The organism is Mesorhizobium sp. B2-4-19 (genome assembly GCF_006441315.1).
In the GTDB taxonomy this organism is placed as follows: Bacteria; Pseudomonadota; Alphaproteobacteria; order Rhizobiales; family Rhizobiaceae; genus Mesorhizobium.
In genome coordinates this window covers 106968-128764 of the sequence record NZ_VFUV01000012.1, presented here as the reverse complement: position 1 = coordinate 128764, position 21797 = coordinate 106968, and the positions used below count along the sequence as shown (strand labels likewise).

The 21797-nt window shown below is 61.4% G+C and carries 21 protein-coding genes and 1 pseudogene; 5 read left to right on the top strand and 17 right to left on the bottom strand.

The window, feature by feature from the left end:
- The first annotated feature begins 17 nt into the window (after window positions 1–17).
- From FJ546_RS20525 to FJ546_RS20510, 4 genes are read left to right on the top strand one after another with little or no spacing between them, the layout of a single operon-like run.
- Window positions 18–1031: a BMP family ABC transporter substrate-binding protein gene (locus tag FJ546_RS20525; protein WP_140890984.1), complete on the top strand. Its 1014-nt coding sequence runs from the start codon at window positions 18–20 to the stop codon at window positions 1029–1031.
- 33 nt (window positions 1032–1064) lie between these two features.
- Window positions 1065–2582, top strand: coding sequence for an ABC transporter ATP-binding protein (locus tag FJ546_RS20520; RefSeq protein ID WP_140890983.1), 1518 nt, complete (start codon window positions 1065–1067; stop codon window positions 2580–2582).
- Window positions 2579–3661 carry an ABC transporter permease gene (locus tag FJ546_RS20515; protein ID WP_140890982.1) on the top strand — a complete coding sequence of 361 codons (1083 nt, stop codon included), beginning with the start codon at window positions 2579–2581 and terminating at the stop codon, window positions 3659–3661. The genes FJ546_RS20520 and FJ546_RS20515 overlap by 4 nt, the downstream gene beginning before the upstream one ends.
- Window positions 3654–4592, top strand: coding sequence for an ABC transporter permease (locus FJ546_RS20510; protein WP_246686894.1), 939 nt, complete (start codon window positions 3654–3656; stop codon window positions 4590–4592). The genes FJ546_RS20515 and FJ546_RS20510 overlap by 8 nt, the downstream gene beginning before the upstream one ends.
- A 159-nt stretch (window positions 4593–4751) precedes the next feature.
- On the opposite strand, the pseudogene FJ546_RS31650 reads toward FJ546_RS20510, so the two are convergent.
- From FJ546_RS31650 to FJ546_RS20445, 14 genes and pseudogenes are all read right to left on the bottom strand, one after another.
- Window positions 4752–5150: pseudogene (locus FJ546_RS31650) on the bottom strand (ISKra4 family transposase); the annotation flags it as partial.
- A 13-nt stretch (window positions 5151–5163) separates the two neighbouring features.
- Window positions 5164–5802: an XRE family transcriptional regulator gene (locus tag FJ546_RS20505; protein ID WP_140890980.1), complete on the bottom strand. Its 639-nt coding sequence runs from the start codon at window positions 5800–5802 to the stop codon at window positions 5164–5166.
- Window positions 5803–5881: 79 nt separating this feature from the next.
- On the bottom strand, window positions 5882–6661 hold the full coding sequence (locus FJ546_RS20500) for an SDR family oxidoreductase (RefSeq protein ID WP_140890979.1): 780 nt from the start codon (window positions 6659–6661) through the stop codon (window positions 5882–5884).
- Window positions 6662–6674: 13 nt separating this feature from the next.
- Entirely contained in the window at window positions 6675–7328 is a 654-nt protein-coding gene (locus FJ546_RS20495; protein ID WP_181168026.1) for an ABC transporter ATP-binding protein, read from the bottom strand.
- Window positions 7315–8139: an ABC transporter ATP-binding protein gene (locus tag FJ546_RS20490; RefSeq protein WP_140890977.1), complete on the bottom strand. Its 825-nt coding sequence runs from the start codon at window positions 8137–8139 to the stop codon at window positions 7315–7317. The genes FJ546_RS20495 and FJ546_RS20490 overlap by 14 nt, the downstream gene beginning before the upstream one ends.
- Window positions 8115–9110 carry a branched-chain amino acid ABC transporter permease gene (locus FJ546_RS20485; RefSeq protein WP_140890976.1) on the bottom strand — a complete coding sequence of 332 codons (996 nt, stop codon included), beginning with the start codon at window positions 9108–9110 and terminating at the stop codon, window positions 8115–8117. Before FJ546_RS20485 ends, FJ546_RS20490 begins: the two co-directional genes overlap by 25 nt.
- Window positions 9111–9113: 3 nt before the next feature.
- Window positions 9114–10073: a branched-chain amino acid ABC transporter permease gene (locus FJ546_RS20480; protein WP_246686893.1), complete on the bottom strand. Its 960-nt coding sequence runs from the start codon at window positions 10071–10073 to the stop codon at window positions 9114–9116.
- Window positions 10074–10135: 62 nt separating this feature from the next.
- The gene (locus FJ546_RS20475) at window positions 10136–11251 is read right to left on the bottom strand and encodes a branched-chain amino acid ABC transporter substrate-binding protein (protein ID WP_181168012.1); all 1116 of its coding nucleotides are present in this window, start codon (window positions 11249–11251) and stop codon (window positions 10136–10138) included.
- A 172-nt stretch (window positions 11252–11423) separates the two neighbouring features.
- Window positions 11424–12209, bottom strand: a complete 786-nt coding sequence (locus FJ546_RS20470) for an SDR family oxidoreductase (RefSeq protein WP_246686892.1) — start codon at window positions 12207–12209, stop codon at window positions 11424–11426.
- A gap of 23 nt (window positions 12210–12232) precedes the next feature.
- Complete coding sequence (locus FJ546_RS20465) at window positions 12233–12928, bottom strand: acetoacetate decarboxylase family protein (RefSeq protein ID WP_181168011.1); 696 nt, start codon at window positions 12926–12928, stop codon at window positions 12233–12235.
- Between the two features lie 214 nt (window positions 12929–13142).
- Entirely contained in the window at window positions 13143–14246 is a 1104-nt protein-coding gene (locus tag FJ546_RS20460) for a zinc-binding dehydrogenase (RefSeq protein WP_181168010.1), read from the bottom strand.
- A gap of 82 nt (window positions 14247–14328) precedes the next feature.
- Window positions 14329–15855 (bottom strand): AMP-binding protein, encoded by a 1527-nt coding sequence (locus FJ546_RS20455; protein WP_140890971.1) that lies wholly within the window; start codon window positions 15853–15855, stop codon window positions 14329–14331.
- A gap of 58 nt (window positions 15856–15913) precedes the next feature.
- Window positions 15914–16687, bottom strand: a complete 774-nt coding sequence (locus FJ546_RS20450; RefSeq protein WP_140890970.1) for an enoyl-CoA hydratase/isomerase family protein — start codon at window positions 16685–16687, stop codon at window positions 15914–15916.
- Between the two features lie 191 nt (window positions 16688–16878).
- Window positions 16879–17682 (bottom strand): IclR family transcriptional regulator, encoded by an 804-nt coding sequence (locus FJ546_RS20445; RefSeq protein ID WP_140890969.1) that lies wholly within the window; start codon window positions 17680–17682, stop codon window positions 16879–16881.
- Window positions 17683–17945: 263 nt separating this feature from the next.
- On the opposite strand from FJ546_RS20445, the gene FJ546_RS20440 reads away from it, so the two are divergent.
- Window positions 17946–18725 (top strand): glucose 1-dehydrogenase, encoded by a 780-nt coding sequence (locus tag FJ546_RS20440; protein WP_140890968.1) that lies wholly within the window; start codon window positions 17946–17948, stop codon window positions 18723–18725.
- Between the two features lie 536 nt (window positions 18726–19261).
- Here FJ546_RS20440 and proC read toward each other — a convergent pair.
- The 3 genes from proC to FJ546_RS20425 form a co-directional block, all read right to left on the bottom strand.
- Window positions 19262–20080, bottom strand: a complete 819-nt coding sequence (gene proC, locus FJ546_RS20435) for a pyrroline-5-carboxylate reductase (protein ID WP_140890967.1) — start codon at window positions 20078–20080, stop codon at window positions 19262–19264.
- Window positions 20081–20293: 213 nt separating this feature from the next.
- Complete coding sequence (locus tag FJ546_RS20430) at window positions 20294–20986, bottom strand: GntR family transcriptional regulator (protein ID WP_140890966.1); 693 nt, start codon at window positions 20984–20986, stop codon at window positions 20294–20296.
- A gap of 64 nt (window positions 20987–21050) precedes the next feature.
- Window positions 21051–21797, bottom strand: coding sequence for an amino acid ABC transporter ATP-binding protein (locus tag FJ546_RS20425; protein WP_140890965.1), 747 nt, complete (start codon window positions 21795–21797; stop codon window positions 21051–21053).

The following is a 21797-nucleotide window of genomic DNA, read 5'->3' as shown; positions in this document are numbered from 1 at the left end:
AGAAAAGGGAGGGAACCATGCTGAAGAACTTTGTTGTGGCTGTTTCGCTCGTGGCCGCGACGTGGTTGGCGGGCGGCCGCGCACAGGCCGAAGATCCAACCAAGCTCAGGATCGCCGGCATTCTATCGGCGGGCAAGGAAGCGCCGTGGGAATCTTCCTTCGTGAGTTCCATGGACCGGATCATCGCCGCCAAGCCGCACGGCCTCGACATAGAAGTCAACTACACAGAGAACGTCTCCGATAATGCCGAGCAGGTGTTCCGCACGTATGCGGAGACCGGCGACTACGACATCCTGTTCGGCGACACCGCCTATGTCGACGCGATCGAGAAGCTGAAAGACGAATTCCCCAACGTGATGTTCGTCATGAGCGGTTCGGGCAATCGCGGTCTTGGCGGCAATGCCTATTGGATATTCGTCCACGCGCACGAGCCCGCCTATGTCATGGGGCAACTGGCCGGCAAACTCACGAAGTCGAGTGTCGTCGGTGCCATTTCCACATTCCCGGCCGAAGATACCAACGATCAGATCAACGCCTTCTTCGCCGGCGCCAAGGACGCGAATCCCAAGGTGAAGCAGAAGATCACCTTCATCCAGTCCTGGTTCGATCCGGCCAAATCGAACGAGGCGACCTCGGCGCAGATCGCCGCCGGCGCGGACATGGTCTACCAGATGTCGGGCGCCTTCGAGGTTTGCGAGGAGCGCGGCATAGGCTGCTTCGGCAATTATGTCGACATGTCGAAAGTGGCGCCGAAGTCGATCGTCGCCTCCACCATCGTCAAATGGGATCCGCACATCAACTGGATCATCGACGAATGGTGGAAGGCAAAGACCACGAGCGCCAAGTTCGACGCGCCGAAGGAACCACGTTGGTTCACCTGGCAACAGGGTTCGGGCGAGCTCGTCCTCAATCCCACCTGGGAAGCCAAGATGCCCGGCGACGTCAAGGCGCTTGCGGCTGAAACTGCCAAGGCCATCCAGGGCGGCGGGAAGAAAATCGAGCTCGATCTGAACGAGCCGAAATCAGACTGACGCGGGAGAGGAGTCAAGCCGGGCTGATCGGAGATGAGCAATATACCGCGCCTGTCGGTCCGCCACCTGACGAAGCGTTTCGCCGCGTTTGTCGCCAATGACGACGTCTCGCTCGACGTCATGCCAGGCGAATTGCATTGCCTGTTGGGGGAGAATGGCGCCGGCAAGTCGACGCTGTCGTCCTGCCTCTACGGGCTCTATCAACCCGACGCGGGGGAAATTCGGGTGGATGGCAAGATCGTCCGGCTGCGCTCGCCGGGTGAAGCCATCCGCGCCGGCATCGGCATGGTGCATCAGCATTTCGTTCTCGTTCCCTGCTTCACCGTGCTGGAGAATGTGGTGGTCGGCACGGGCTCCGGCTGGCGGCTTGGCCGGGCCGAGGCTTTCTCCAGGATCGAGGCGATCTGCTCCACCTACGGCATCTCGCTCGATCCGCACCAGCTCGTCGGCGACCTTTCGGTGGGCGAACAGCAATGGGTCGAGATCGTCAAGGCGCTCTACACCGGCGCCAGACTGCTTATCCTCGACGAACCGACGGCGGTGCTGACGCCTGAGGAATCGCGCCGCCTGTTCGCGATCGTGCGTCGGCTCACCAGCGAAGATCTGTCGGTCGTGCTGATCAGCCACAAGATGGCGGAAGTGATGCAATCCGACCAGGTCAGCGTGCTGCGCAAGGGCAGGCTGGTTGGAACGGTCGTAACCTCGCAGGTCAGCCGCGATCAACTCACCACCATGATGGTCGGCCGCTCCGTTGCGGCGCCGGCGCGCGCCGGCGCTGCGAAAGCGCTCGGCGGGACGGTGCTTTCGGTGCGCGGGCTCACGCTCCTGCACGATCGAAGGCCCGTGCTGGACAACGCGTCTCTCGATATCGCAGCCGGCGAGATCGTCGGCATTGCCGGCGTCTCCGGAAATGGCCAGGATGAACTGTTCGAGTGCCTCGGCGGCCTCGCCCAGCCCGATGGCGGTACGATCTTGCTTGATGGCGAAACGCTGCAAGCGTACTCGCCGGCGACTATGGCGGCCAAGGGCGTGGGCTACGTGCCTAGCGACCGTTTCCGCGACGGGCTCATTGCCGACCTCGATATTGGCGAAAACCTCGTCCTCGGCCAGCAATGGCAAGTACGCTGGCGCAACGGGCCGTTCATCGATGCCGCGGCGCTCGACGCGAACGCACGCACGGCAATGAGCGCCTATTCGATTGCCGCAACCGGCCCATCGGCACTCTCTCGCAAATTGTCTGGCGGCAACGCGCAGAAGGTCATCCTCGCCCGCGAGTTCGCCAAGGCGAACCGGCTTCTTCTGTGCAACCAGCCGACGCGAGGGCTCGATATCGGCGCCATCGAGTTCGTCCACCGGCAACTCCTGCGCAAGCGCGACGAAGGTTGCGCCATCCTGCTGGCGAGCGAGGACCTTGAGGATCTTTTCGCGCTCAGCCGTCGTATATGTGTGATGTTTCGCGGCCGCATTCTGGCGGTGCTCGACAGGGAAAAAGCCACCTATGACGAAATCGGCCGCCTGATGGCCGGCCATGGGAGCGAGGCCGCGGCATGACCGATCTCAACCTCGTGGAGTGGCGCCTCGAGCGCCGGCTGGAACCGCGGCCGACCGCGCGCATCGTTGCGCTTGCCGTGGCGGCGACAGCGGCGGTTCTGGTGTGCAGCCTGCTTTTCGCCGCTGCGGGCGCAAGTCCAGGGGCGGCCTTCGCGGCTCTCCTGCAAGGCAGCTTTGGCTCATTGCGCGCCGCAGGCGAAACGCTGGTCAAGGCAACGCCGCTGATCTTCACCGGCCTTGCCGCCTGTGTCGCCTTCCGCGCGCGCATCTGGAACATTGGCGCCGAGGGCCAGGTTTTTGCCGGCGCCATGTTCGCCTATTGGCTGCAGCACAACCTCGCCGGCGTCTCGCCTTTCATCCAAATTCCCGTGATCATAGCCGGCGGCATTGTCGGCGGGGCGCTCTATGCCGGCCTGGCGGGCATACTTAAGACCCGCTTCTCGGTCGACGAGGTGATCTCGACCGTCATGCTCAACTACATCATCGTCTATGTCCTTTCGCTGCTGTTGCTGCGCGGCCCCTGGAGTGAGGCAGGCGCCTTCTTCGAGCAGTCGCCGAAGATCGACCCGAACTCGGCGCTTCCGCTGCTGTTTTCCGGTTCGCGGCTGCATTCCGGCTTCCTGCTGGCAATCGTGACGGCTGGGCTGGTTCATGTGTTGTTGACGCGCACGCCGCTGGGCTATGAGATCAAGGCTGCCGGCTCCAACATGCGCGCGCTCGATGTGCAGGGCACCAACACCCGACGGCTGATCCTGGTGGTGCTTCTGGTTTCCGGCGCGCTTGCGGGACTCGCCGGGATCACGGAGGTGTACGGCGTGCACTACCGCCTGAAGGCGGGCGTCATAGCGGGCTACGGCTACAGCGGCATCATCGTCGCCATCCTCGGCCAGTTGCATCCGCTTGGTGTCGTCGTCGCCTCGGTGCTGTTCGGGGCGTTGCTCAACGGCGCCACGCTCATGCAGATCAAGACCGGCGTACCCTCGGCGCTGATCTATGCCATTCAGGCGATCCTGCTTCTGTTCTTCCTCGCCGGCTGGGCGACGTGCAACTTCCGCCTGCGGAGGGTCGCCCGTGCTTGACGCTCTCTTTCAAGCCTCAATCCTGACCAGCGTGGCGGCGGCCACGATCCGCATCAGCACCCCGCTCCTGCTCGCGGCACTCGGCGAACTCGTTGCCGAGCGCAGCGGGGTCTACAATATGGGTCTCGAGGGAATGATGCTGATGGGAGCCTTCACCGGCTATCTCGCGGCCTATGAAAGCGGATCGCTGTGGCTGGGCGTCCTTGCAGCGGGGCTCACCGGCGCGCTGATGGCCCTTGTCTTTGCCGTGCTGGTGATCACGCTGAAAGTCGAGCAGATCGTCACCGGTCTTGCCGTCAACCTGCTCGGCGCCGGCCTTTCCACCTACTGGTTGCGTTCCGCTTTCGCTGGCGACGGCAAGACACCGACCATCCCCTTTTTCGCCGACGTGCCGGTACCGGGGTTGAGCGATATCCCGGCGCTTGGCCCCATCCTGTTCGACCAGCGGGTGCTGACCTACGTCGCCTATCTGATGGTGCCGGCGGTTTGGCTTTTCCTGTTCCGGACGCGCTATGGGCTGATCGTCCGTTGCGCCGGCGACAATCCCAAGGCCCTCGATGTAAAGGGGGTGAAGGTGGCGCCGGTGCAGTATGCAGCCGTGGTCTTCGGCGGCCTGATGGCGGGCCTTGCCGGCGCATTTCTCTCCGTCGGCCAGGCGGCGCGTTTTGTGCCGGACATGACCAACGGGCGCGGCTGGCTGGCCATCATCATCGTCATCGCCGGCCTCTGGCGGCCCTACCCGATTTTGGTGGCGGCACTGGTATTCTCCTTCCTCGATGCGCTGCAATTGCAAATCCAGGGCGTCGGCATCGCCATTCCGTACCAATATATGTTGATGATGCCTTATGTTGCGGCGATCGTCGCGCTGATGATCAGTCGCTCGCGGACCAGCGCCCCAGCCATGCTGGGCGTACCATACACGCGGGAATAATGGCTTCGGCTTCATTCCACGGTTGCAACGGCTTCTGCCTCAGCTACCAATTGGGTGCTGTAGAGGCTGTAAAAACGAGCTCGTAGGGAGCGGGAAAAGTGGGGGTTACGCCGCAAGATCGGGCTTGGCCTGCTTCAAGCGACCATCCGCGACCGCAGGTCAAACTTGAAGAACCCGATGTGCACCCGTCGGCGACCCACCCGTCTGGCGCTTTTTGTTCATCCAGATCAGGTAGGTTCGAAGGTTGCTCACCAACTCGACGAACCGCTTGACCTTGAGACTGGCGCCCCAAATCTGGCAATGCCGTTGCAGGTGATAGAGCATGTCCTGTACGGCCCGCCTCGCCTCTCGGATATAACCACTCCATAGCAGATGTCGTGGTCGCGGAATATGAAATGCGCACTCTGAAAGATAGATACGCAGATCCGCCACGTCCTCGATCCCGTCCCATGCCTGCTCGATGTGTCGAAGCCGCATCGGCAGATGGAACCCGTCGAGAATGTGGGTGATGGGCTGCCTTGTGGCGCTGATGACGATATCTTGCAGGCCAACATCTCCGAGCCTTTCCGGCCTAAACGTAAACCCCCACCCAGACGATGACCGCAGGCACACTCGCCGAAGGATTTCGAGAGCGGTACGTCGACGAACGGCTGAAGCGGTAGCTGTCTCCTTCTGAAAGCTCAAATTTTTCCTCGTCGATCCACAGCTCAAGACTGCCTTTCAACAGCAGTCCGTATTCGGCACCCGTGGTCGGCACGTTCTTGGCTTCTGTTTCCAGACCGGGCTCGAAGGTCGAGATCATGAATTCCAGTTTCGGGTCGAGTTCTGGCGACAGAAGTTCGGTACGGGCGCCTTCGTGCAACATGAACCGACGCTGTCCGGCACGAACGATGAATTCCTTTTCACGAAGATCTTCGCCGTTCACCTGATTTAGATCGACGAACCAACTCATCGGCACGCCGAAGATGGTGCAGGCCGCATAAAGGTCCTTCAGGGTGGGTTGTGAGATGCCGCGCTCCAGCTGGCTGACATAGCCGGTCGAACGGTTCAAGCCTTTTGCCAATTGCTGGATCGTGACCCGGCGCGAGCGCCTCAACTCACGCAGAACCTTGCCTACATGTGATGGCGCCGGGGCGGAGACTTCAGGTTTTTCGGGCATGAGAGCTATTCTGGGAGTTTCCACATCCATGACGGGATTGATGAACTGCACCGGCTTTGTCAATGCAGGGATATATCTCAACACCGGTTACAATAGGTTGTCCACGCGACTGTCCATGAACAGCACATAGCTAACCGAATGTTCCGGCTGTCGTGCCGCCGTCGAGCACATAGACTGAGCCGTTGGCGTAGCTCGCCTGTGGGGACAGAAGATGACAGATGGCGTCGGCGACTTCGTCGGCCCGCGCGAAACGTCCCAGCGGAATGCGGCTTTCATAGAAGGCGCGGTCGTAACGTCCGCCATCCTTGAGCAAACCCTGAGCCATCGGCGTGTCGACGAATGTCGGGCAGACCACGTTACTGCGCACACCCTGCGGGCCGTGATCGAGCGCCATGCAGCGGACGAGGCCCACCACGCCGTGCTTGGAGGCACAATAGGCCGCGTAACCGCGGGAGCCGCGCACGCCGGCATCCGAGCTGACGGCCACGAAACCGGACGGAGCACATTCGGCCAAGCGCGGCATGGCATGGCGAGCCATCAGGAATGTGCCGGTGAGATTGACCGCGAGAGTTCTGTCCCACACGTCGTCCGTGACATTGGTTACATCCCCTTTGAGGGCCACTCCGGCCGCACAAACCACTCCGGAGAGCCGCCCGAATTCATTCACCAGGCGGGCAACGGCGCCCTCGACATCGTTGTCGTTGGAGACGTCGCCGCAAATCGCGACGATGCCGGCGTCTGGCGCCCCGCACTCGGCGACAACTTCCGAAAGTGCTTCCGCATTCAGATCGAACAGGCCTAGGCGCGCCCCCTCGCCCGCAAGCTTCAGCGCCACGGCACGTCCGATTCCCGAGGCAGCGCCGGAGATCAGCACGACGTCCTGGTCTGTTTTGAGTGTATCTTGAGGCATTTGATGTTCCCGCTCAGGCACCAAGATAGGCGGCCTTCAGTACCGGGTCGGCCAGCACCTTATGGGCGCCGCCTTCGACAGTGCATCGGCCGGCATCGAAGACGTAGGCGTAGTCAGCGATTTCGAGTGCGACCGCCGCGTTCTGCTCAACGACGATGAGGCTGATGCCGACCTTGGACAGGCCTATGATGATCTCGAATATCTGGTTGATGATCTTCGGCGCGAGCCCAAGAGATGGCTCGTCCAGCATCAGCAGTTCGGGTGAGGCCATCAGCGAGCGGCCAATGGCGAGCATCTGCTGCTGCCCGCCGCTCATCCGGCTGGCAGGCGAATTGCGACGCTCCTTGAGCACCGGGAACATGTCGTAGACTTGCGAGCGGATGTCCTCGAAGGCGCGGCCGCGATTGGGGATGTAGCCGGCCAGAAGGTTCTCCTCGACCGTCAGGCGCTGCAGGATCTGCCGGCCTTCCGGACAATGCGCGAGCCCCAGGCGCGTGATTTCCTCTGGAGCCGTGCCCTTGATGGACCGCCCTTTGAATTCGATCGTGCCGGAATAGATCTGCGTCAGGCCGGAGATGGAGCGCAGCGTCGTGGACTTGCCGGCGCCGTTGGCCCCGATAATGGTGACGATCTCGCCGGCCTTGAGCTCGAGATCAATGCCGAACAATATCTGCGTTCGACCGTATCCCGCCTTGAGACCGGCGACCTTCAGCAAGCTTGTGGATGGCGTCGAGCTCTGCGGTTGTTCCAAGATATGCCTCCTGCACTCTTTCATTGCTTCGAACCATATCCGGGGTGCCGGAGCAAAGCAGTTCGCCGTGGTTCAGGACGTCAACGCGGTCCGATATGGACATCACCAGGTCCATATCATGCTCGACCAGGATGATCGCGCGGTCAGCGCGCTTCAGGCTGGCGATCATGCGCGCCATGTCCTTGGTTTCGGTGTGGTTCAGGCCCGCCGCCGGCTCGTCGAGCAGTACAACCGGCGCTTCGGTCACGAACGCACGCGCCAGTTCCAGGGCCTTCTGTCGACCGTAGGGAAGGTCGCCGGCAAGCAATCCGGCGACATCGGTCAGGCCGAACCGTTCGAGGCAGGCCCGGCAACGCTCGAGGCGCTCCGCCTTGCTCAAACGACTGCGCCCGGCAAACAGCGACGGCCACGAATGCGGAAAGAAGCAGACCTCTAGGTTTTCGAGCACCGTCATGCCGTCGAAGAGACGGAGGTTCTGGTAGGTGCGGGCAATGCCGAGCCGTGCGACACGGTATTTCGGCAAATCGCTGAGGATCGCGGTTCCAAGCCGGATGCTGCCCGACGTCACGGCATAGGAGCCGGCGATCATGTTGACCACTGTCGACTTACCCGCGCCGTTGGGGCCGATGATCGAATAGATCTGGCCGACATCAAAGGCGAGCGAGAGCTGCTTGATCGCCACCAGCGAGCCGAAATGCTTGCTTACGTTGTCGAGGGCGAGAGCCATAACGTCCTGACCTTCTGGAGGAAAAAGCCGAGATTGTAACGGGGCGAGACAAGGCCCGTCGGACGAAGCACGATGACGCTCACCAGCACCACGCCGTAGATCAGCAATCGGTACTGCGCCGCGAAATGCAGGACTTCCGGCAGAACTACCAGCACGATGGCGCCGGCGATCACGCCGACGATGTTGCCAACCCCGCCTATGATGATGATCAGCACAACAAGAAGCGATTCCTGGAAGGTGAAACTTTCCGGGCTGACGAAGCGCTGGAACGAACCGAAGATGACGCCGCCGGCACCCCCGATGGTCGCGCTGATGGCGAAGGCGGCAAGCTTCAGGGTCGTGGTGTTGATGCCGAGACCACGCACTACGTCCTGGTCCTCGCGCAGCGCCCGCCAGGCCTTGCCGAGGATGGAGCGTTCCATGAAGTACACGCAAGTGCAGACGATGATCGCCAGAAGCAGAAGCAACCAATAGAAGTGCACCGGACTGGTCAGCGGCAGCCCGAAGAGGCTGGCGCGGTCGAGTGCGGCTATGCCTTGCGGGCCATTGGTGAGGCTGTCGGCGTTGTTGATGGCGATGCGGATGATCTCGCCGAAGCTCAGCGTGACGATCGCCAGATAGTCACCGCGCAGCTTGAGCACCGGAAAGCCGAGAAGGATACCCGCTACGCCGCCGACAAGCCCGCCGATTAGCAGGATCAGGATGAACGGCAGGTGGATGTCAAACTGCCCGCTCGCCAGAAGCGCATAGGCATAGGCGCCGACCGCGTAGAAGGCGATGAAACCGAGGTCCAGCAGGCCTGCGTAGCCGACCACCAGATTGAGACCAACGGCGAGGATGATGTAGATCAGGATGCTGTCGACGACGCGCACGTAATAGGACGAAAGATGCGGAACCGCCGCCAGAAGCGCGACACAGACGACCAGTACCGCGAGCAGGCCCAGTCGCCTGAGAAAAACCGAGTTGGTCATGGCTCAGTAATCCTTCTTCGCAACGGTGGTTTCTTCCGAAACCGTTTCGCCCAGAAGGCCGGCCGGCTTGAACAGAAGAACCACGATGAGAACGGCGAACGAGAACACGTCGCGATATTCGGTGCCGATGAGGCCGCCTGAAACAATCGGCAGGAACGCGGTGCCGAATACTTCGATGGCGCCCAGCAGGAAGCCTCCGAGCATCGCCCCGGGGATGGAGCCAATCCCACCGAGGATCGCAGCCGTGAAGGCTTTCAACCCGATGGTCGAACCCATCGTCGGCTGCATGATGCCGTAATAGGACGCATACATGATGCCGGCCATTGCTCCCAAACCGGGGCCAATAAAGAAGATCAGGCTGACGGCGCGATTGACGCGTATGCCGAGCAGGCTTGAGGTCACCCAGTTTTCCGAGGCGGCGCGGATCCAGATGCCAAGCCGCGTCCCATTGACGAACATCGTCAGCCCAGCCATCAGCAGGATTGCGGCGACAAGGATCCCGATCTGGACCGTGGTTACCATGCCGCCAAACATGTCGATCGGCGAATTGGGAATGATGGCCGGGAAATGAATTGGCTGGGGGCCTACGAAGACACGGACTGCGCTTTGCAGGATAATTGACATGCCGAGCGCGCTGAGCATCGGCGCGAGCCTGCCATAGCCTCGCAGCGGCCGGTAGGCGAAACGCTCGACAGCGACACCGAGCAGGCCGATAGTGACGAAGCTTGCGACAATGGCCAACGTGGAATCGAGCGCCGGCGTCACACCGCCGATGGCGACCAGCCCGGTCAGCACGAAGGTGTAGACATACGGGCCTAGCATGAAGAACTCGCCATGGGCGAAGTTGATCAGCCGCATCACGCCGTAGACCATCGTATAGCCAAGCGCGATGAGCCCGTAGATCGCGCCGATCGCCAGTGCGAAGATCAATTGTTGAAGAAAATAGTCGAGCAAATGAAGCACCCTCTGTCGCCTGGGGCTGACGCGCATTCCGTCAGCCCCGATGAAGCTTCCCGGCAGACCGGCTACTCCTTGACCAGCTCGAACTTCCCATTCTTGACGACATAAAGGTACATCGGCGCGCTGGTGTTCTCGCCGTTTTCATCAAAGGATACAGGCCCTAGCAGCGTATCCACCTTGACGTTGCGCAGCTGTGTCAGCACGCCTTCGCGATCCGTCGTCTGTGCTTTCTCGATGGCGGCTGCCATCACCTGCGCATTGACATAGCCGAGCGAGGCGTAGGGTCCAGGTGCGCGACCGAAATGCTTCTGATGCCGCGCCGTGAAATCCTTCAGCTCCGGCGAGGAGTCGTAGGGCGGAAGCTGGAAGGTGAACAGAGCGCCTTCAGCAAAGGCCGGGCTTGCCTGCGTGATCAGGTCAACCGTAAAGCCGATGTCTGGACCGATGAACTGCGCTTTGAGACCCTGCTCGCGCATCTGCTTCAGGAAGAGCGCAAGCTGCGGCATGCCGGCGCCCATGTAGACGACATCGGGACTCTCGAGCTTGATGTTGGCGATCAGCGCCGAGAAATCGACGTCCTCCGGATTGACGCCGTAGGTGCCGGCGATTTTGCCGCCGCCCTTCACGAAATTGTCCTTGAACACGCCGGCGATGCCCTGGCCGAACACGGTCTTGTCATGCACCAGCACGGCGTTCTTCAGGCCGAGCTTGGTGGCGGCATACTTCGCCGGCAACGCGCCTTGCACGAAGTCGTTCGCCACCGGGCGCACGACAGTCTTGAAGCCCATGCGCATCAGCTGCGGATTGGTGGCGGGCACGACCTGCGGCATGCCGCATTCGGAATAGATGTCGAGGGCCGGCATGGTGACGCCGCTGTTCATGTGGCCGATGACGCCGATGACCGCCGCATCGTCGCAGAATTGCTGCGCCACGAGCGTGCCCTGGCGCGGGTCGGCCCGGTCGTCGAGAGGACGGAACACGACCTTGTTGCCGTTGATGCCGCCCTTTTCGTTCAGCTGGTCGAAATACAGCTGGGCACCGTCGATCTGCGACTGGCCGAACTCGGCCTGCGCGCCGGACATCGGCGCGCTGCCGCCAAGCACGATATCGGCCGCCGACGCCGGCAGGATGTTCGACGCCAGCACGAATGCGAGCGCTGAAAGGATATTGCTTCTCTTCATGATGATGGTTCCCCTTTTGGTCATTTCATCGTTGAACATGGTGATAAGGATGCCCAAGTCGCGCGACATCCACGTGAATTTTCAAGACCGTTGCTTCATTTTGGTGATGACGACCAGAACGCCATCAGCCTTGTCCCTTTCAGCCTTCATCCTCCTGGAAAACATGGTTGGATTACATCGCGAGGTAGCCGCCATCGACGGCCAGCACATGGCCCGTTGTCATCGACGATGCACCGCCCGCCAGGAAGATCATGGCCGAAGCAACCTCCTCCGGCTCGGCGAGGCGCCGCATCGGCGTCAATTGGCAGATCTTTTCCATCTGTACGGGATCGTTCATCAGGTGGTCGATGAGCGGTGTGCGCACCCAGGTCGGAGCGACCGCGTTGACCCTGATCCCGGCGCTGGCCCATTCGACCGCCAGCGTTCGCGTGAGGTTCACGACCGCGGCCTTGGCTGATTGATAGGAGATATTCGGGTGAAGTCCCCCACCCGAATAGCTCATGATTGATGCCGTGTTGACGACGGTACCCATCACCCTTCGCGATAGCCATGAGCGCGCGGCGGTGCGCGAACATAGGAACATGCCGGTCAGGTTGACGGCGATCACCTTGTTCCAGTCCTCCAGCGCAAGCTCAGTGGATGGCTTGCGGATGGAGATGCCGGCATTGTTGACGAGGACGTCCAGGCCGCCGGATTTGTGCTCGGCCTCGGCAAAGGCGTCCAGCACCGAGGCTTCGTCCGTTACATCGAGCCCGTAGGCCGCCGCCACGCCGCCCTTTGCCATGACTTCATCGGCCACGGCCCGCCCGGCATCCACGTCGCGGTCAAAGATGGCGACGTCGGCGCCAAACGCGGCGAACATGAGCACTGCCGCCCGGCCAATGCCGCCGGCGCCACCAGTGATGAACGCCCTCCGGCCGTCAAGGCGAAACATCTTTTCCGGAGTGCTGGAAGACATTACCGCGACCCAAGGTTGGAGCGTCAGCCGACGATCTTGCCGAATGCCAGGACGAAATTGGCGATGACCATCTCGGCACCGACGACTTCAAGAATCTTGAAATCCGAGAAAGGATCGCTGGCATTACCGCCGACCTTGATGTCCGCCTTGCCGAAGGCGTGACGGATCACCGAGGCACCGCCTAGCGAGTTCTCGATGATCTGCGTCTCGACGGCCGCGCTCTCCGGCGACGGGACGATGCGCGTCTGGAAACGCGGCTGTAGCACCGGCTTCTCGAATTGCGTTCCGTCAACCTTGAAATCGATCTCGATCAGCGACGTGCCCCGGCGTGAAAGCTTCGCCTTGATGGCGTTTTCATCCGCCTGCCATTCAACGTCGCCCATCTTCTTCGGGTAACCCCAGACCTCGCGGCCGACGGCCATGGAATCGTCGTTGGTGACGATCTCGTAGAGGACATGGCCGCCCGGCCGCCCCTTGTAGCTCATCGGCACCACGATGCCGCCCTCGGCATAGGAGCCGAGGGAACCGCCCGCGGGCACGTCCATGATGAAGAACTCGATAACATCTCCGCGCACGTCGAACTGCTGAGGCAGCGCGCCCTGAATGGCGGCCTCGTCAACCCGGCAGAAAACGCTGACTTTGCTGAAGGCTTTGTAGTCGAAAGGCGGAGCCTGATAGAGCGGCGAGCGTTGGGGAATGGAATAGGGCTGCTGGGACATTGAGCGTGTCATCCTTTACGTGGCGGGTTCAGAATTATTCACATAAATGATGATATGTGTCAATAATTTCATCATGGTGACACACCAGCGCATTGCCAACGATACGAGCTTGACATTCTGACGGGCTCCCAAGGCCTGGGCGCCGCCTTCCGAGCCGTAGCGAGGAACAGGGTGCGCGAGATACACACCAATGTTCATTTCCGGTCTTGGCGGCTCAATTGTCGAAGCAGATCAGGGTGCGGGCCAGCACGCCCTGTTCCAGCCAGCGAAAGGCGTCATTGATCTGGTCAAGGCCGACGCGTTTTCCGACCTGCCGATCCAGGTCGAATTTTCCGACACGGTAAAGGCCGAGGATGCGCTCGAAGTCCCGCTCCGGCACGCCACCGCCATAATTGCTGCCGATGATGCGCTTCTGCGTGTTCGGCAGTGTCGAGGCGGGCAGCGCAACCATCTCGCCCTTGCCGGCGATGCCGACGGAGATGACGGCGCCACCAGGGCGGATGCCCTCGTAGGCCAGCGCGATTGCCTCGGGGCGGCCTGTGCAGTCGATGAAGCGGTCGGCGCCCCGGCCTCTGTTGATGGCCTTGATCTCGGCCACAACGTCCTGTGTCCTTGAGTTCAGGAAATGGGTTGCCCCGAAAGAACGCGCGACTCCTTCCTTTTCGCTGTTGATGTCTATCGCGACCACCGCTTCGGCGCCCGCAAGAGCGGCCGCATGGATGGCATTGATGCCGACCCCGCCCACCCCGATGACGCCGACGACATCGCCTGGCTCGGACCTTGCGTCGTTGACGACCGCGCCGAACCCGGTGGTGACAGCGCAGCCTACCAGTGCAGCGACCTCAAAGGGAATGTCATCGGCGATCTTGGCGCAACCAGTCTCGGGAACGACGGCGTATTCAGCGAAGCTCGATACGCAGGTGAAATGGTTGACGGGCTTTTCAGCACTGGCCAGCCGCCGTGTGCCGTCCCATAGCGTACCGCCGCCCGCGGCATTGCCATAGGTGTCGCACATCGTCGGCAGCTTCTTGTGACAGTAGAAGCATTCGCCGCAATTGGGCGCCCATGACAGGATCACATGGTCGCCCTTGCGTACTTTCGATACGGCCGAACCGGTGCGTTCGACGATACCTGACGCCTCATGGCCGAGGATGATCGGCAGGCGCGGACGCGACTTGCCCTTCGCGGCGCTGAGGTCGCTATGGCAGACGCCCGTGGCCAGGATGCGCACCAGTACCTCGCGATCCTTGGGCTCGGCGATCGAAACGTCCTCGATCACCATATCCTCATTGTAGGCGTAAAGGACTGCGGCTTTCATGCGCAAACTCTCCCTGCGAACCGTGACGCACGCTTCGTCGCGGCATCCGTTCCGATGCAAATCTTCCCCCTTGGCGGGCGGCTCATATGACCTCGCCGCGCTGCCGGTCCCAGACATCCTCCAGTGATGCAGGCAGCCGGTGTTTCATGATGCGCTGGCTTGGCGTGCGATCGAAATCGTCCACGACAGCCACATAGCGCGGGTTCTGGTACGGCGCGAGCCGCTGGCCCAACCATTCGGAAAAGGCCTTGCGGTCGAATGCATGGCCAGCCTTTGGCTTGACGAACAGCTTGATCTCCTGCTCGCCGACCTCGGCCTTGACCCCGATCAGCGCGCAATCCTCAACCAACGGATGGCCGCCCGCTATGTGCTCCACCTCGTAAGCAGAAACGTTCTCGCCCCTGACCCGCACGCTGTCGCCCAGCCGTCCCAGAAAGAACAAGTTGGCATCCGCATCGACCATGCCAAGATCGCCAGTGTGGAAGCCGGTCGGCCGAAGCGCCTTGGCGGTTGCTTGGGGATTGCGGAAGTAGCTGTTGAAAACCGCGCCGTCCTGCCGCGCATGAACGACGATCTCGCCCTGGGCGCCCGGCTCAACCCTGGCGCCTGTCTCGTCGAGAATTTCCACCGACAGCCATGGCACCGGCCTGCCAACGGAGCCCAGCACGCGTTCCTTGTTGAAAGTGGTGATGCTGGACGATTCCGTCATGCCGTAGCACTCATGCAGAGGTACCCCGAACCGCCCCTCGAATGCCCGCCAGATGTCCCTCGGACAACCTCCGCCCCAGGCGACGCGAACAGAGTGAGCGCGATCGCGATCGCTTTCGGGCTGCTTGAGCAATATCTGCAGGACGCCGCCGAGATAGTGGATCTGCGTCGCGCCGACCGCGCGGACCTGGTCCCAGAACTGGCTGGCGCTGAAGCGTTGGACCATCGCCAGCCTCACCTGCCGGATAAGCGGCAGCGCAATCAGCTGCGCGCCGCCGATATGATAGAGCGGCTCCCAGACGAAGAAGACATCGCCGTCACGCGCGTCCGAGCATAGGATCGCGCTCTCGCAGGCGAAGCGAAGCATGCGGTGAGTGACGCAGACCCCCTTCGGCCTGCCGGTGGTTCCGGACGTATAGTTGAGCGCGAACAGGTCACCAGCCTGGGGCAACGGCTCCGCGAAGATATGGTCATGCCCGGTCATCGATTGCAGCGTCCGGCCTTCACCGGCTTCGGCGATCAGCTGGAAGGCAGTGGCGTCGGCGCCACAGTCACGGATGACCGCAAACAAGTCCGCATTAGCGAAAACCACCTTGGGATCGCAATGCCCAAGCAGGTAGTTCAGGCCATCGCCCAGCAGCTGCACGTTCACCGGAACCCAGACGGCCCCGCACTTGGCGATGCCGAACAGCGCCGCCAGGCTGTCGGGACTGTTGCGCAACATCAGCGCCACGCGATCTCCCGGCACGACGCCGAGACGACGAAGCTCGACAGCGATGCTGTCCGACTTCCGATGCAACTGCGCGAAGCTGATCGGCTCGCCATCGAACGTGGCGTAGATCGCCTGTGGCGTCGAAGCGGCCCGTGCCGCCAGCAATGTAATAAACCCCTGTTCTTCCACGCTTGATATCCCGGGTGCCTTGGCTTTCAACGGATTGAGATCGTCTGACCGTGATCGATCAGGCGGATCTGCCTTTGCCACGCTTGGCCAGGAACTGCCCCATCATCCGGTTGGGCTCGCCGTCCTCGTAGGCAATGCGCTGGTTGCGCACCCCAGCCACGAGAGAGTCGCGGAAGCGGCCTTCGGTGACTTCGCAGAACCGCTGCTTGTTGAGCTTCATCGCCAGGCGCGGTTTGGCGGCGAGCTCCTCGGCCAATGCCAAGGCGGACTTGAGGACCTGTTCACGCGGCACGAGCCGGTTGATAAGCCCGATGGCTTGGCATTCGGAAGCCGGCATCATCCGACCGCTCAGGGTCAGATCGGTAGTGCGGGCCAGGCCGATCATCTCCATCATGATCCAGGGCCCGGTCGTGCTGGCTATCCCGGAATTGATCTCGGGCTGGCCCATCGTGACGCCCTCATGGCCGATGCGGAAGTCGCCGAGCAGAGCCAATTGGAATGCCGAGCCCGCCGCCAGGCCATTCAAGGCGATGATCAACGGCTTTGAAAGGCCGCGGATGCAACCGTAGAGACGTTCCCATTCGCCGATCCACAATTCGGCGCGGTCGGGATCGAAGGTCTTGGTCTCATTCAGGTCTTGCCCCGCGCCGAAGGCGCGCTCTCCGGCGCCGGTCAGCACGATGGCGCCGGTTGCCGGATCATTCTCGGCGTCGGTAAGCGCGGCAACCAGGGCCGAACGCATGGGGCTGTGCCACGCATTCAACACCGCCGGCCGATTGAGGGTGATCAACCGCGTGGCGCTGCGTTGTTCGGCCAGCACAAAGTCCGTCATGTCCTAGGTCCCGTATTACATTACAATATGGTAGATCGTATTGTAATACGGCCGAGAGTCAAGGACTGACGAAAGCGATTTTTGATCCCGGTGGCGCCAGCCCGCGGCCGCACGGTCAGCGCCTGCGTCCCCCCAAGGCCAGATAGATCTCAGAGCACGGATTTTGACGCGACCGGCGACGTCGCGATTGCCTACACCGGTGGCGGCATGCCTTGCGAAACCGAGCGCGCGGCAGCCGTCACGAGCGGTCCGAAAATCTCTTCGGCTTTCTCGGGCGTGTAACGCGCATTCGACACCCCGATATTGATGGCCCCCACTGGCCTGCCATCCTTGTCGATTATGGCGGATGCCACGGAAAGGTCGCCCGGGAAGAACTCGCCCCAGGCCGTCGCATAGCCGATCTCGCGCGCGGTCTCGAGACGCCGCATGAGATCGTCGATATTATGGACGGTGTGCGCCGTGAATGCCTGCAGCGGCGCGCCGCCAAGCAGTTGGCGTGCCTCGCCGGGGGAAAGCCTGGACAGGATGGCGCGGCCTGGAGCGGTACAGAACGCCGGCATGCGGGTTCCCACCACGACATCGGTGTTGAGCATATGCCGGCTCATGAAGCGAGCCGCGAACACGATGTCGGCTCCGTCTGGCAAGGTCAGGTTGACGGTCTCTTCGGTCGTACGGCTGAGATGAAGCAGATACGGCATCGCCTGGTTGATGACGGGATTCGCGCGGATGAAATGGCGCGCCATTTCCAGAGATTTCAAGCTGAGCTCGAACCGCTTGCTGACCGGGTCCTTGTGCAGATAGCCAAGTTTGTTCAGCGTGTGCGTGAAACGCTGGGCTGCGCTCTTGTCTATCCCGACGGAGGCGGAAATCTGCGCGAGATTGAGCGAGCGGTTCGCATTGTCGAATGCCTCAAGCACGCGAAAGGCTTTCACGACGGAGTTCACCAGCAGCTTGTCGTCCACCTCGGTTGGTGTCCCGGCCGGATCTGTTTTCATAAGAGGGCAATTCCCGAAGGTCTTGACAGGCTGTAGACGACAAGGCGCATCCTCGTAAAGGTGTGGATAACAATCGGCTCAGCCGATCTGAACCTATAGGCTGCCCATCCAAACGGAAAAACGATATCGCACAGCAAGCTGGCGGGCAGCACCATGTGCGAGATTGGTTTTTCCTTGGTTGTCGCCTTGATGAACTGCACGCGCGAACGGTTTGGCTGTTTTCACTGAGCTGGCAATCAATAGAATCGGCAAGAAGACAAAATATGGACACCATGGAACGATCTATGATCGGCGACGGCGAATTTGCAATCAAGACGGCATTCGTATCGGGCGCCGCCTCCGGAATCGGCGCGGCCATCGCGCGCCAACTGGCAGCACACGGCGCGCGCGTCGCTCTTGCCGATTTCAACCTCCATGGTGCCGAGACCGTGGCGGCCGAAATACTATCCGCTGGCGGGGAAGCTATTTCGATCCAGACCGATGTGGCCTCGGCGACATCCGTCGAGATGGCTGTTGCGAGAGCTGTCTCCCATTATGGCGGCCTGCAAATGGCGGTGAACTCGGCCGGCATAGACTTACCGCGCTGCGCCACCGGCGAATATCCGATAGAACACTGGCGACGTGTGATAGGGGTCAATCTCGACGGTATATTCCATTCGCTTCGCTACCAAATCCCCGCTATTTTGGCGCAGGGTGGAGGAGCCATCGTCAATATTGCATCCATCATGGGACTTCGCGGTATTGCCGGGCAGCCGGCATACACAGCCGCGAAGCACGGCGTCATAGGATTGACAAAGGCGGCAGCTCTTGATTACGCCCAAGCGGGCCTACGCATCAATGCGGTGGCACCAGGTTTCATTGAGACGCCGCTGCTTTCGCACCTGAGCGAACAATCTAAGAGGGAGGCGGCGTCAAGACACCCAATTGGACGAATCGGCACCTCGGACGAAATAGCCAACGTAGTGCTGTTTCTGCTCTCCCAACGCGCTTCATTCGTCACAGGGTCGTGCTACGAGATCGACGGTGGCTATCTCGCACGGTAATTCGGACACGCTCCACCTCGAATTGAGAGTGTCGAGCGCACGAGGTACCACAAAACGCACGGTGTCTGGCAGTGGCTTATTTTCATGATCCGCTCCAGCGGCGTACGGCCGGTCCTCCCCGCCGCCTACAGAGGTCATGGCCTCGCCCAAATGAGCCAGGCAGTGGATGTAGCCTGCGCAAGAAAAAGGTCCAACCACGAACGCTTCGTGGAACCGCTCATGGCACCAGTAGGCATCACGATCGCATGGAACGAATCTGTCCGAGCGGGTTTCCCGCGCGGTCGGCGGGCTCGACCGCGCTTCCAGGCTTTCTCGTCAGCACGTCTGCTGCGTCCGGCATACGCACGACCGCGGCGGCTGGCTGGCGGTCAAGATCGCTATGGGTCAGTGAATGCTGATGCGGACGGCCGCCAAATCCGCGAGCGCTGTGCAGCATGCCGATGAACGACACGTCGGAATAGCAGGTAGAACCTCATAGGCTCGCAAGTCTAGAACAAGGCGATCCGCCGCGGCCGTGCGCGTGAAAAACAGGCGGCCTATTCGCGGCCAAGTTCGATCGACCGGCGGCGGGCTGCCCCCACCGCCTCCTCGATAAGTGACTGAAGTCGGTTCCCACTCATCAGCACGCCTAGCGCCGCCGCCGTGGTGCCGTTCGGGCTGGTTACCTGGCGTCGCAGTATAGCCGGTTCTTCGTTGCTCTCGGCAGCAAGCGAAGCGGCGCCATTGACAGTCTGCATCGCAAGGAGGCGCGCCGTGTCGGCTGGCAGTCCTGCCTTCTCGGCCGCGATGGAAAGGCATTCGATGAAATAGAAGATGTAAGCTGGGCCTGATCCGGAGACCGCGGTCACGGCATCCATCAAGCTTTCATCGGCAATGCTTGCGACAGCACCGCTGGTTGACAAGAGGTCGTTGATGAAATGGCTTGTCGCAATCTGCACCTGCGGGGTGGAAAAAACCACCATCATGCCCTTACCGATTGAGGCTGGCGTGTTCGGCATGCAGCGGACGATCGGCGTGGTCGCTCCCAACACCTCCCGCAAGGTGGAAACCGATACACCCGCTGCAATGCTTAGGAACGTTGTGTTGCCACCGCCGAAGCGTTTGTAGCTTTCAGCAACGGTGCGAATGACCTGCGGTTTGACCGCTAGGACCACCAGTTCTGGCTGAGTGTCCGCGGGCAGGCTTTGTACGTTCTCGGCGGTCTGGCAGCCGAGCGTTTCAGCCTTCAGCCTCAATTCAGCGCTCGGCTCGACCACCATGATTTCTCTGGCGCTGATCTTGCCCGCCTTGTGCCAGCAGCACAGCATCGCATAGCCCATATTGCCGCAACCGGCGAGAACAAGTCTCATAGTCATCGCAGAGGCCCTCAATGTTCGTAGGAGAAACTCGTCCTTGTTGCGCAGGTCGAGCGCCGACTAGGCGCACCAGCAGCGGTTCAAAAGTCATCCAGAGTGTACGCCGCTTGGTACTTGGGATGACTGGTCCTGATTGGATGGAGGGTTCCGCCTCTGCCGGAACCGGTTTCTAATTCCTGCTTACGCGGTCGAGGCCGGCGACACGGCCCGGATTCAGCCTGCACTCTTAAACAGGAGGTCGCGCACACGGTCGGAATCGCGGGAAACATGGTCTCGCATAAGCGTCCGCGCTGATTCACTATCACCTGACACTATGGCTTGGGCGAGTAGCCGGTGGTCAACGGGTTGGGGCGTTGAAGGCGGCGCACTTTGATTGCAGAAGTACCACAGGCGCAATGCCAGATTGAAATTCAATGTCAGCATGGCCTCGAGATATTCGTTCCGCGCCATCTTGTAGATGCGTCTGTGCACCTCGGCGTCACCAGCGATCTGGCGCGAGATGTCTGACTCGCCGCAAAGAGCCTCTGTGAATTCGGCCAGCGCCTGACGCTCTTGAGGCGTCGCCCGCAGCGCCGCAAGGGACGCGGCAAGGCTCTCGATCTCGAGGCGTATCTCCTTTATCGATTGCTGGTCCCGCAGGCCGATCTCGGCGGCGAAGATCCCCCGGCGCGGATAAATGACCACCAAATGCTCACCCTGCAGGCGGCGCAACGCCTCGCGGATCGGCGCCAGCCCTATCTTCAGTTCGATGGTCAGCTCACGCTCGTTCAGCGGTTGAAGCGGCTGATAGTGCAGGCGCACGAGGCGATCGAGCAGCATGGAGTAAGCCTTGTCGCTGAAGCGGCCTTCCAAAGTGTCTGCCCGATCGTTTGCGGGAAGCATTGCCGGTCCCGTAGCGATGTTCACGATGTTCTGTCCTTTGGTCGCGTAGAGGATTGATGGTGGCGACGCATCGTCCCGTCCCGATTCTTCAAAGCCTTCCCGCAGCAGTCACCCGCCGCAGGAAAGATTGCGTGGCCGCCTCGCGGGGCGCTCCGAAGACCTGCTCGGCAGGCCCCTCTTCGAGGATTCTGCCACCGTAGAGGAAGCAGACCTTGTCGGAAATCTCCCGGGCGAAGCTCATCTCGTGTGTCGTCAAGAGCATCGTCATACCCTGCTTGGCCAGGTCGCGCACGAGGTCCAGCACCTCCATGACCAGTTCCGGGTCGAGAGCAGAGGTGATCTCGTCGAGCAAGAGGACCTGCGGCTGCATGATCATGGTGCGGGCGATGGCCACGCGCTGTTGCTGGCCGCCGGAGAGTTGGTCGGGAAAGGAACCGGCCTTGTCTCGCATGCCGACGCGCTCCAGCATCGCCAGGGCGCGCTCTTCCGCCTCGCGGCGCCCGCATGCGCCCGTGGTGAGCAGGGCAACCGTGCAATTGCGCAGCACCGACATGTGGGGAAACAGATTATAGCTCTGGAAGACCATGCCGATGCGCCGCCTGAGCGCGACATGGTCGACGCCAGGCCCGGAGATGACCTCACCGTCGAAGCTGATCTCGCCTTCCTGCACCTCCTCCAGGCCGTTAAGGCAGCGCAGCAAAGTAGACTTGCCCGAGCCGGACGCGCCGATCAGCGACACAACCGAATGACGCGGGATATCAAGGTCGATGCCGTCGATGACGCGGACATGGCCGTAGGCCTTGCCGACGCCCTTGAGTTCGATGAGCGCATCCAT

What these genes read in the sequence shown, in the direction of transcription:
- FJ546_RS20460 (WP_181168010.1), bottom strand. Translation starts at nt 14,246, where the DNA reads ATGAAAGCCGCAGTCCTTTACGCCTACAATGAGGATATGGTGATCGAG.
- proC (WP_140890967.1), bottom strand. Translation starts at nt 20,080, where the DNA reads ATGACTATGAGACTTGTTCTCGCCGGTTGCGGCAATATGGGCTATGCG.
- FJ546_RS20450 (WP_140890970.1), bottom strand. Translation starts at nt 16,687, where the DNA reads ATGACGGACTTTGTGCTGGCCGAACAACGCAGCGCCACGCGGTTGATC.
- FJ546_RS20515 (WP_140890982.1), top strand. Translation starts at nt 2,579, where the DNA reads ATGACCGATCTCAACCTCGTGGAGTGGCGCCTCGAGCGCCGGCTGGAA.
- FJ546_RS20440 (WP_140890968.1), top strand. Translation starts at nt 17,946, where the DNA reads ATGGACACCATGGAACGATCTATGATCGGCGACGGCGAATTTGCAATC.
- FJ546_RS20475 (WP_181168012.1), bottom strand. Translation starts at nt 11,251, where the DNA reads ATGAAGAGAAGCAATATCCTTTCAGCGCTCGCATTCGTGCTGGCGTCG.
- FJ546_RS20525 (WP_140890984.1), top strand. Translation starts at nt 18, where the DNA reads ATGCTGAAGAACTTTGTTGTGGCTGTTTCGCTCGTGGCCGCGACGTGG.
- FJ546_RS20485 (WP_140890976.1), bottom strand. Translation starts at nt 9,110, where the DNA reads ATGACCAACTCGGTTTTTCTCAGGCGACTGGGCCTGCTCGCGGTACTG.
- FJ546_RS20445 (WP_140890969.1), bottom strand. Translation starts at nt 17,682, where the DNA reads ATGAAAACAGATCCGGCCGGGACACCAACCGAGGTGGACGACAAGCTG.
- FJ546_RS20520 (WP_140890983.1), top strand. Translation starts at nt 1,065, where the DNA reads ATGAGCAATATACCGCGCCTGTCGGTCCGCCACCTGACGAAGCGTTTC.
- FJ546_RS20425 (WP_140890965.1), bottom strand. Translation starts at nt 21,797, where the DNA reads ATGGATGCGCTCATCGAACTCAAGGGCGTCGGCAAGGCCTACGGCCAT.
- FJ546_RS20500 (WP_140890979.1), bottom strand. Translation starts at nt 6,661, where the DNA reads ATGCCTCAAGATACACTCAAAACAGACCAGGACGTCGTGCTGATCTCC.
- FJ546_RS20470 (WP_246686892.1), bottom strand. Translation starts at nt 12,209, where the DNA reads ATGTCTTCCAGCACTCCGGAAAAGATGTTTCGCCTTGACGGCCGGAGG.
- FJ546_RS20465 (WP_181168011.1), bottom strand. Translation starts at nt 12,928, where the DNA reads ATGTCCCAGCAGCCCTATTCCATTCCCCAACGCTCGCCGCTCTATCAG.
- FJ546_RS20490 (WP_140890977.1), bottom strand. Translation starts at nt 8,139, where the DNA reads ATGGCTCTCGCCCTCGACAACGTAAGCAAGCATTTCGGCTCGCTGGTG.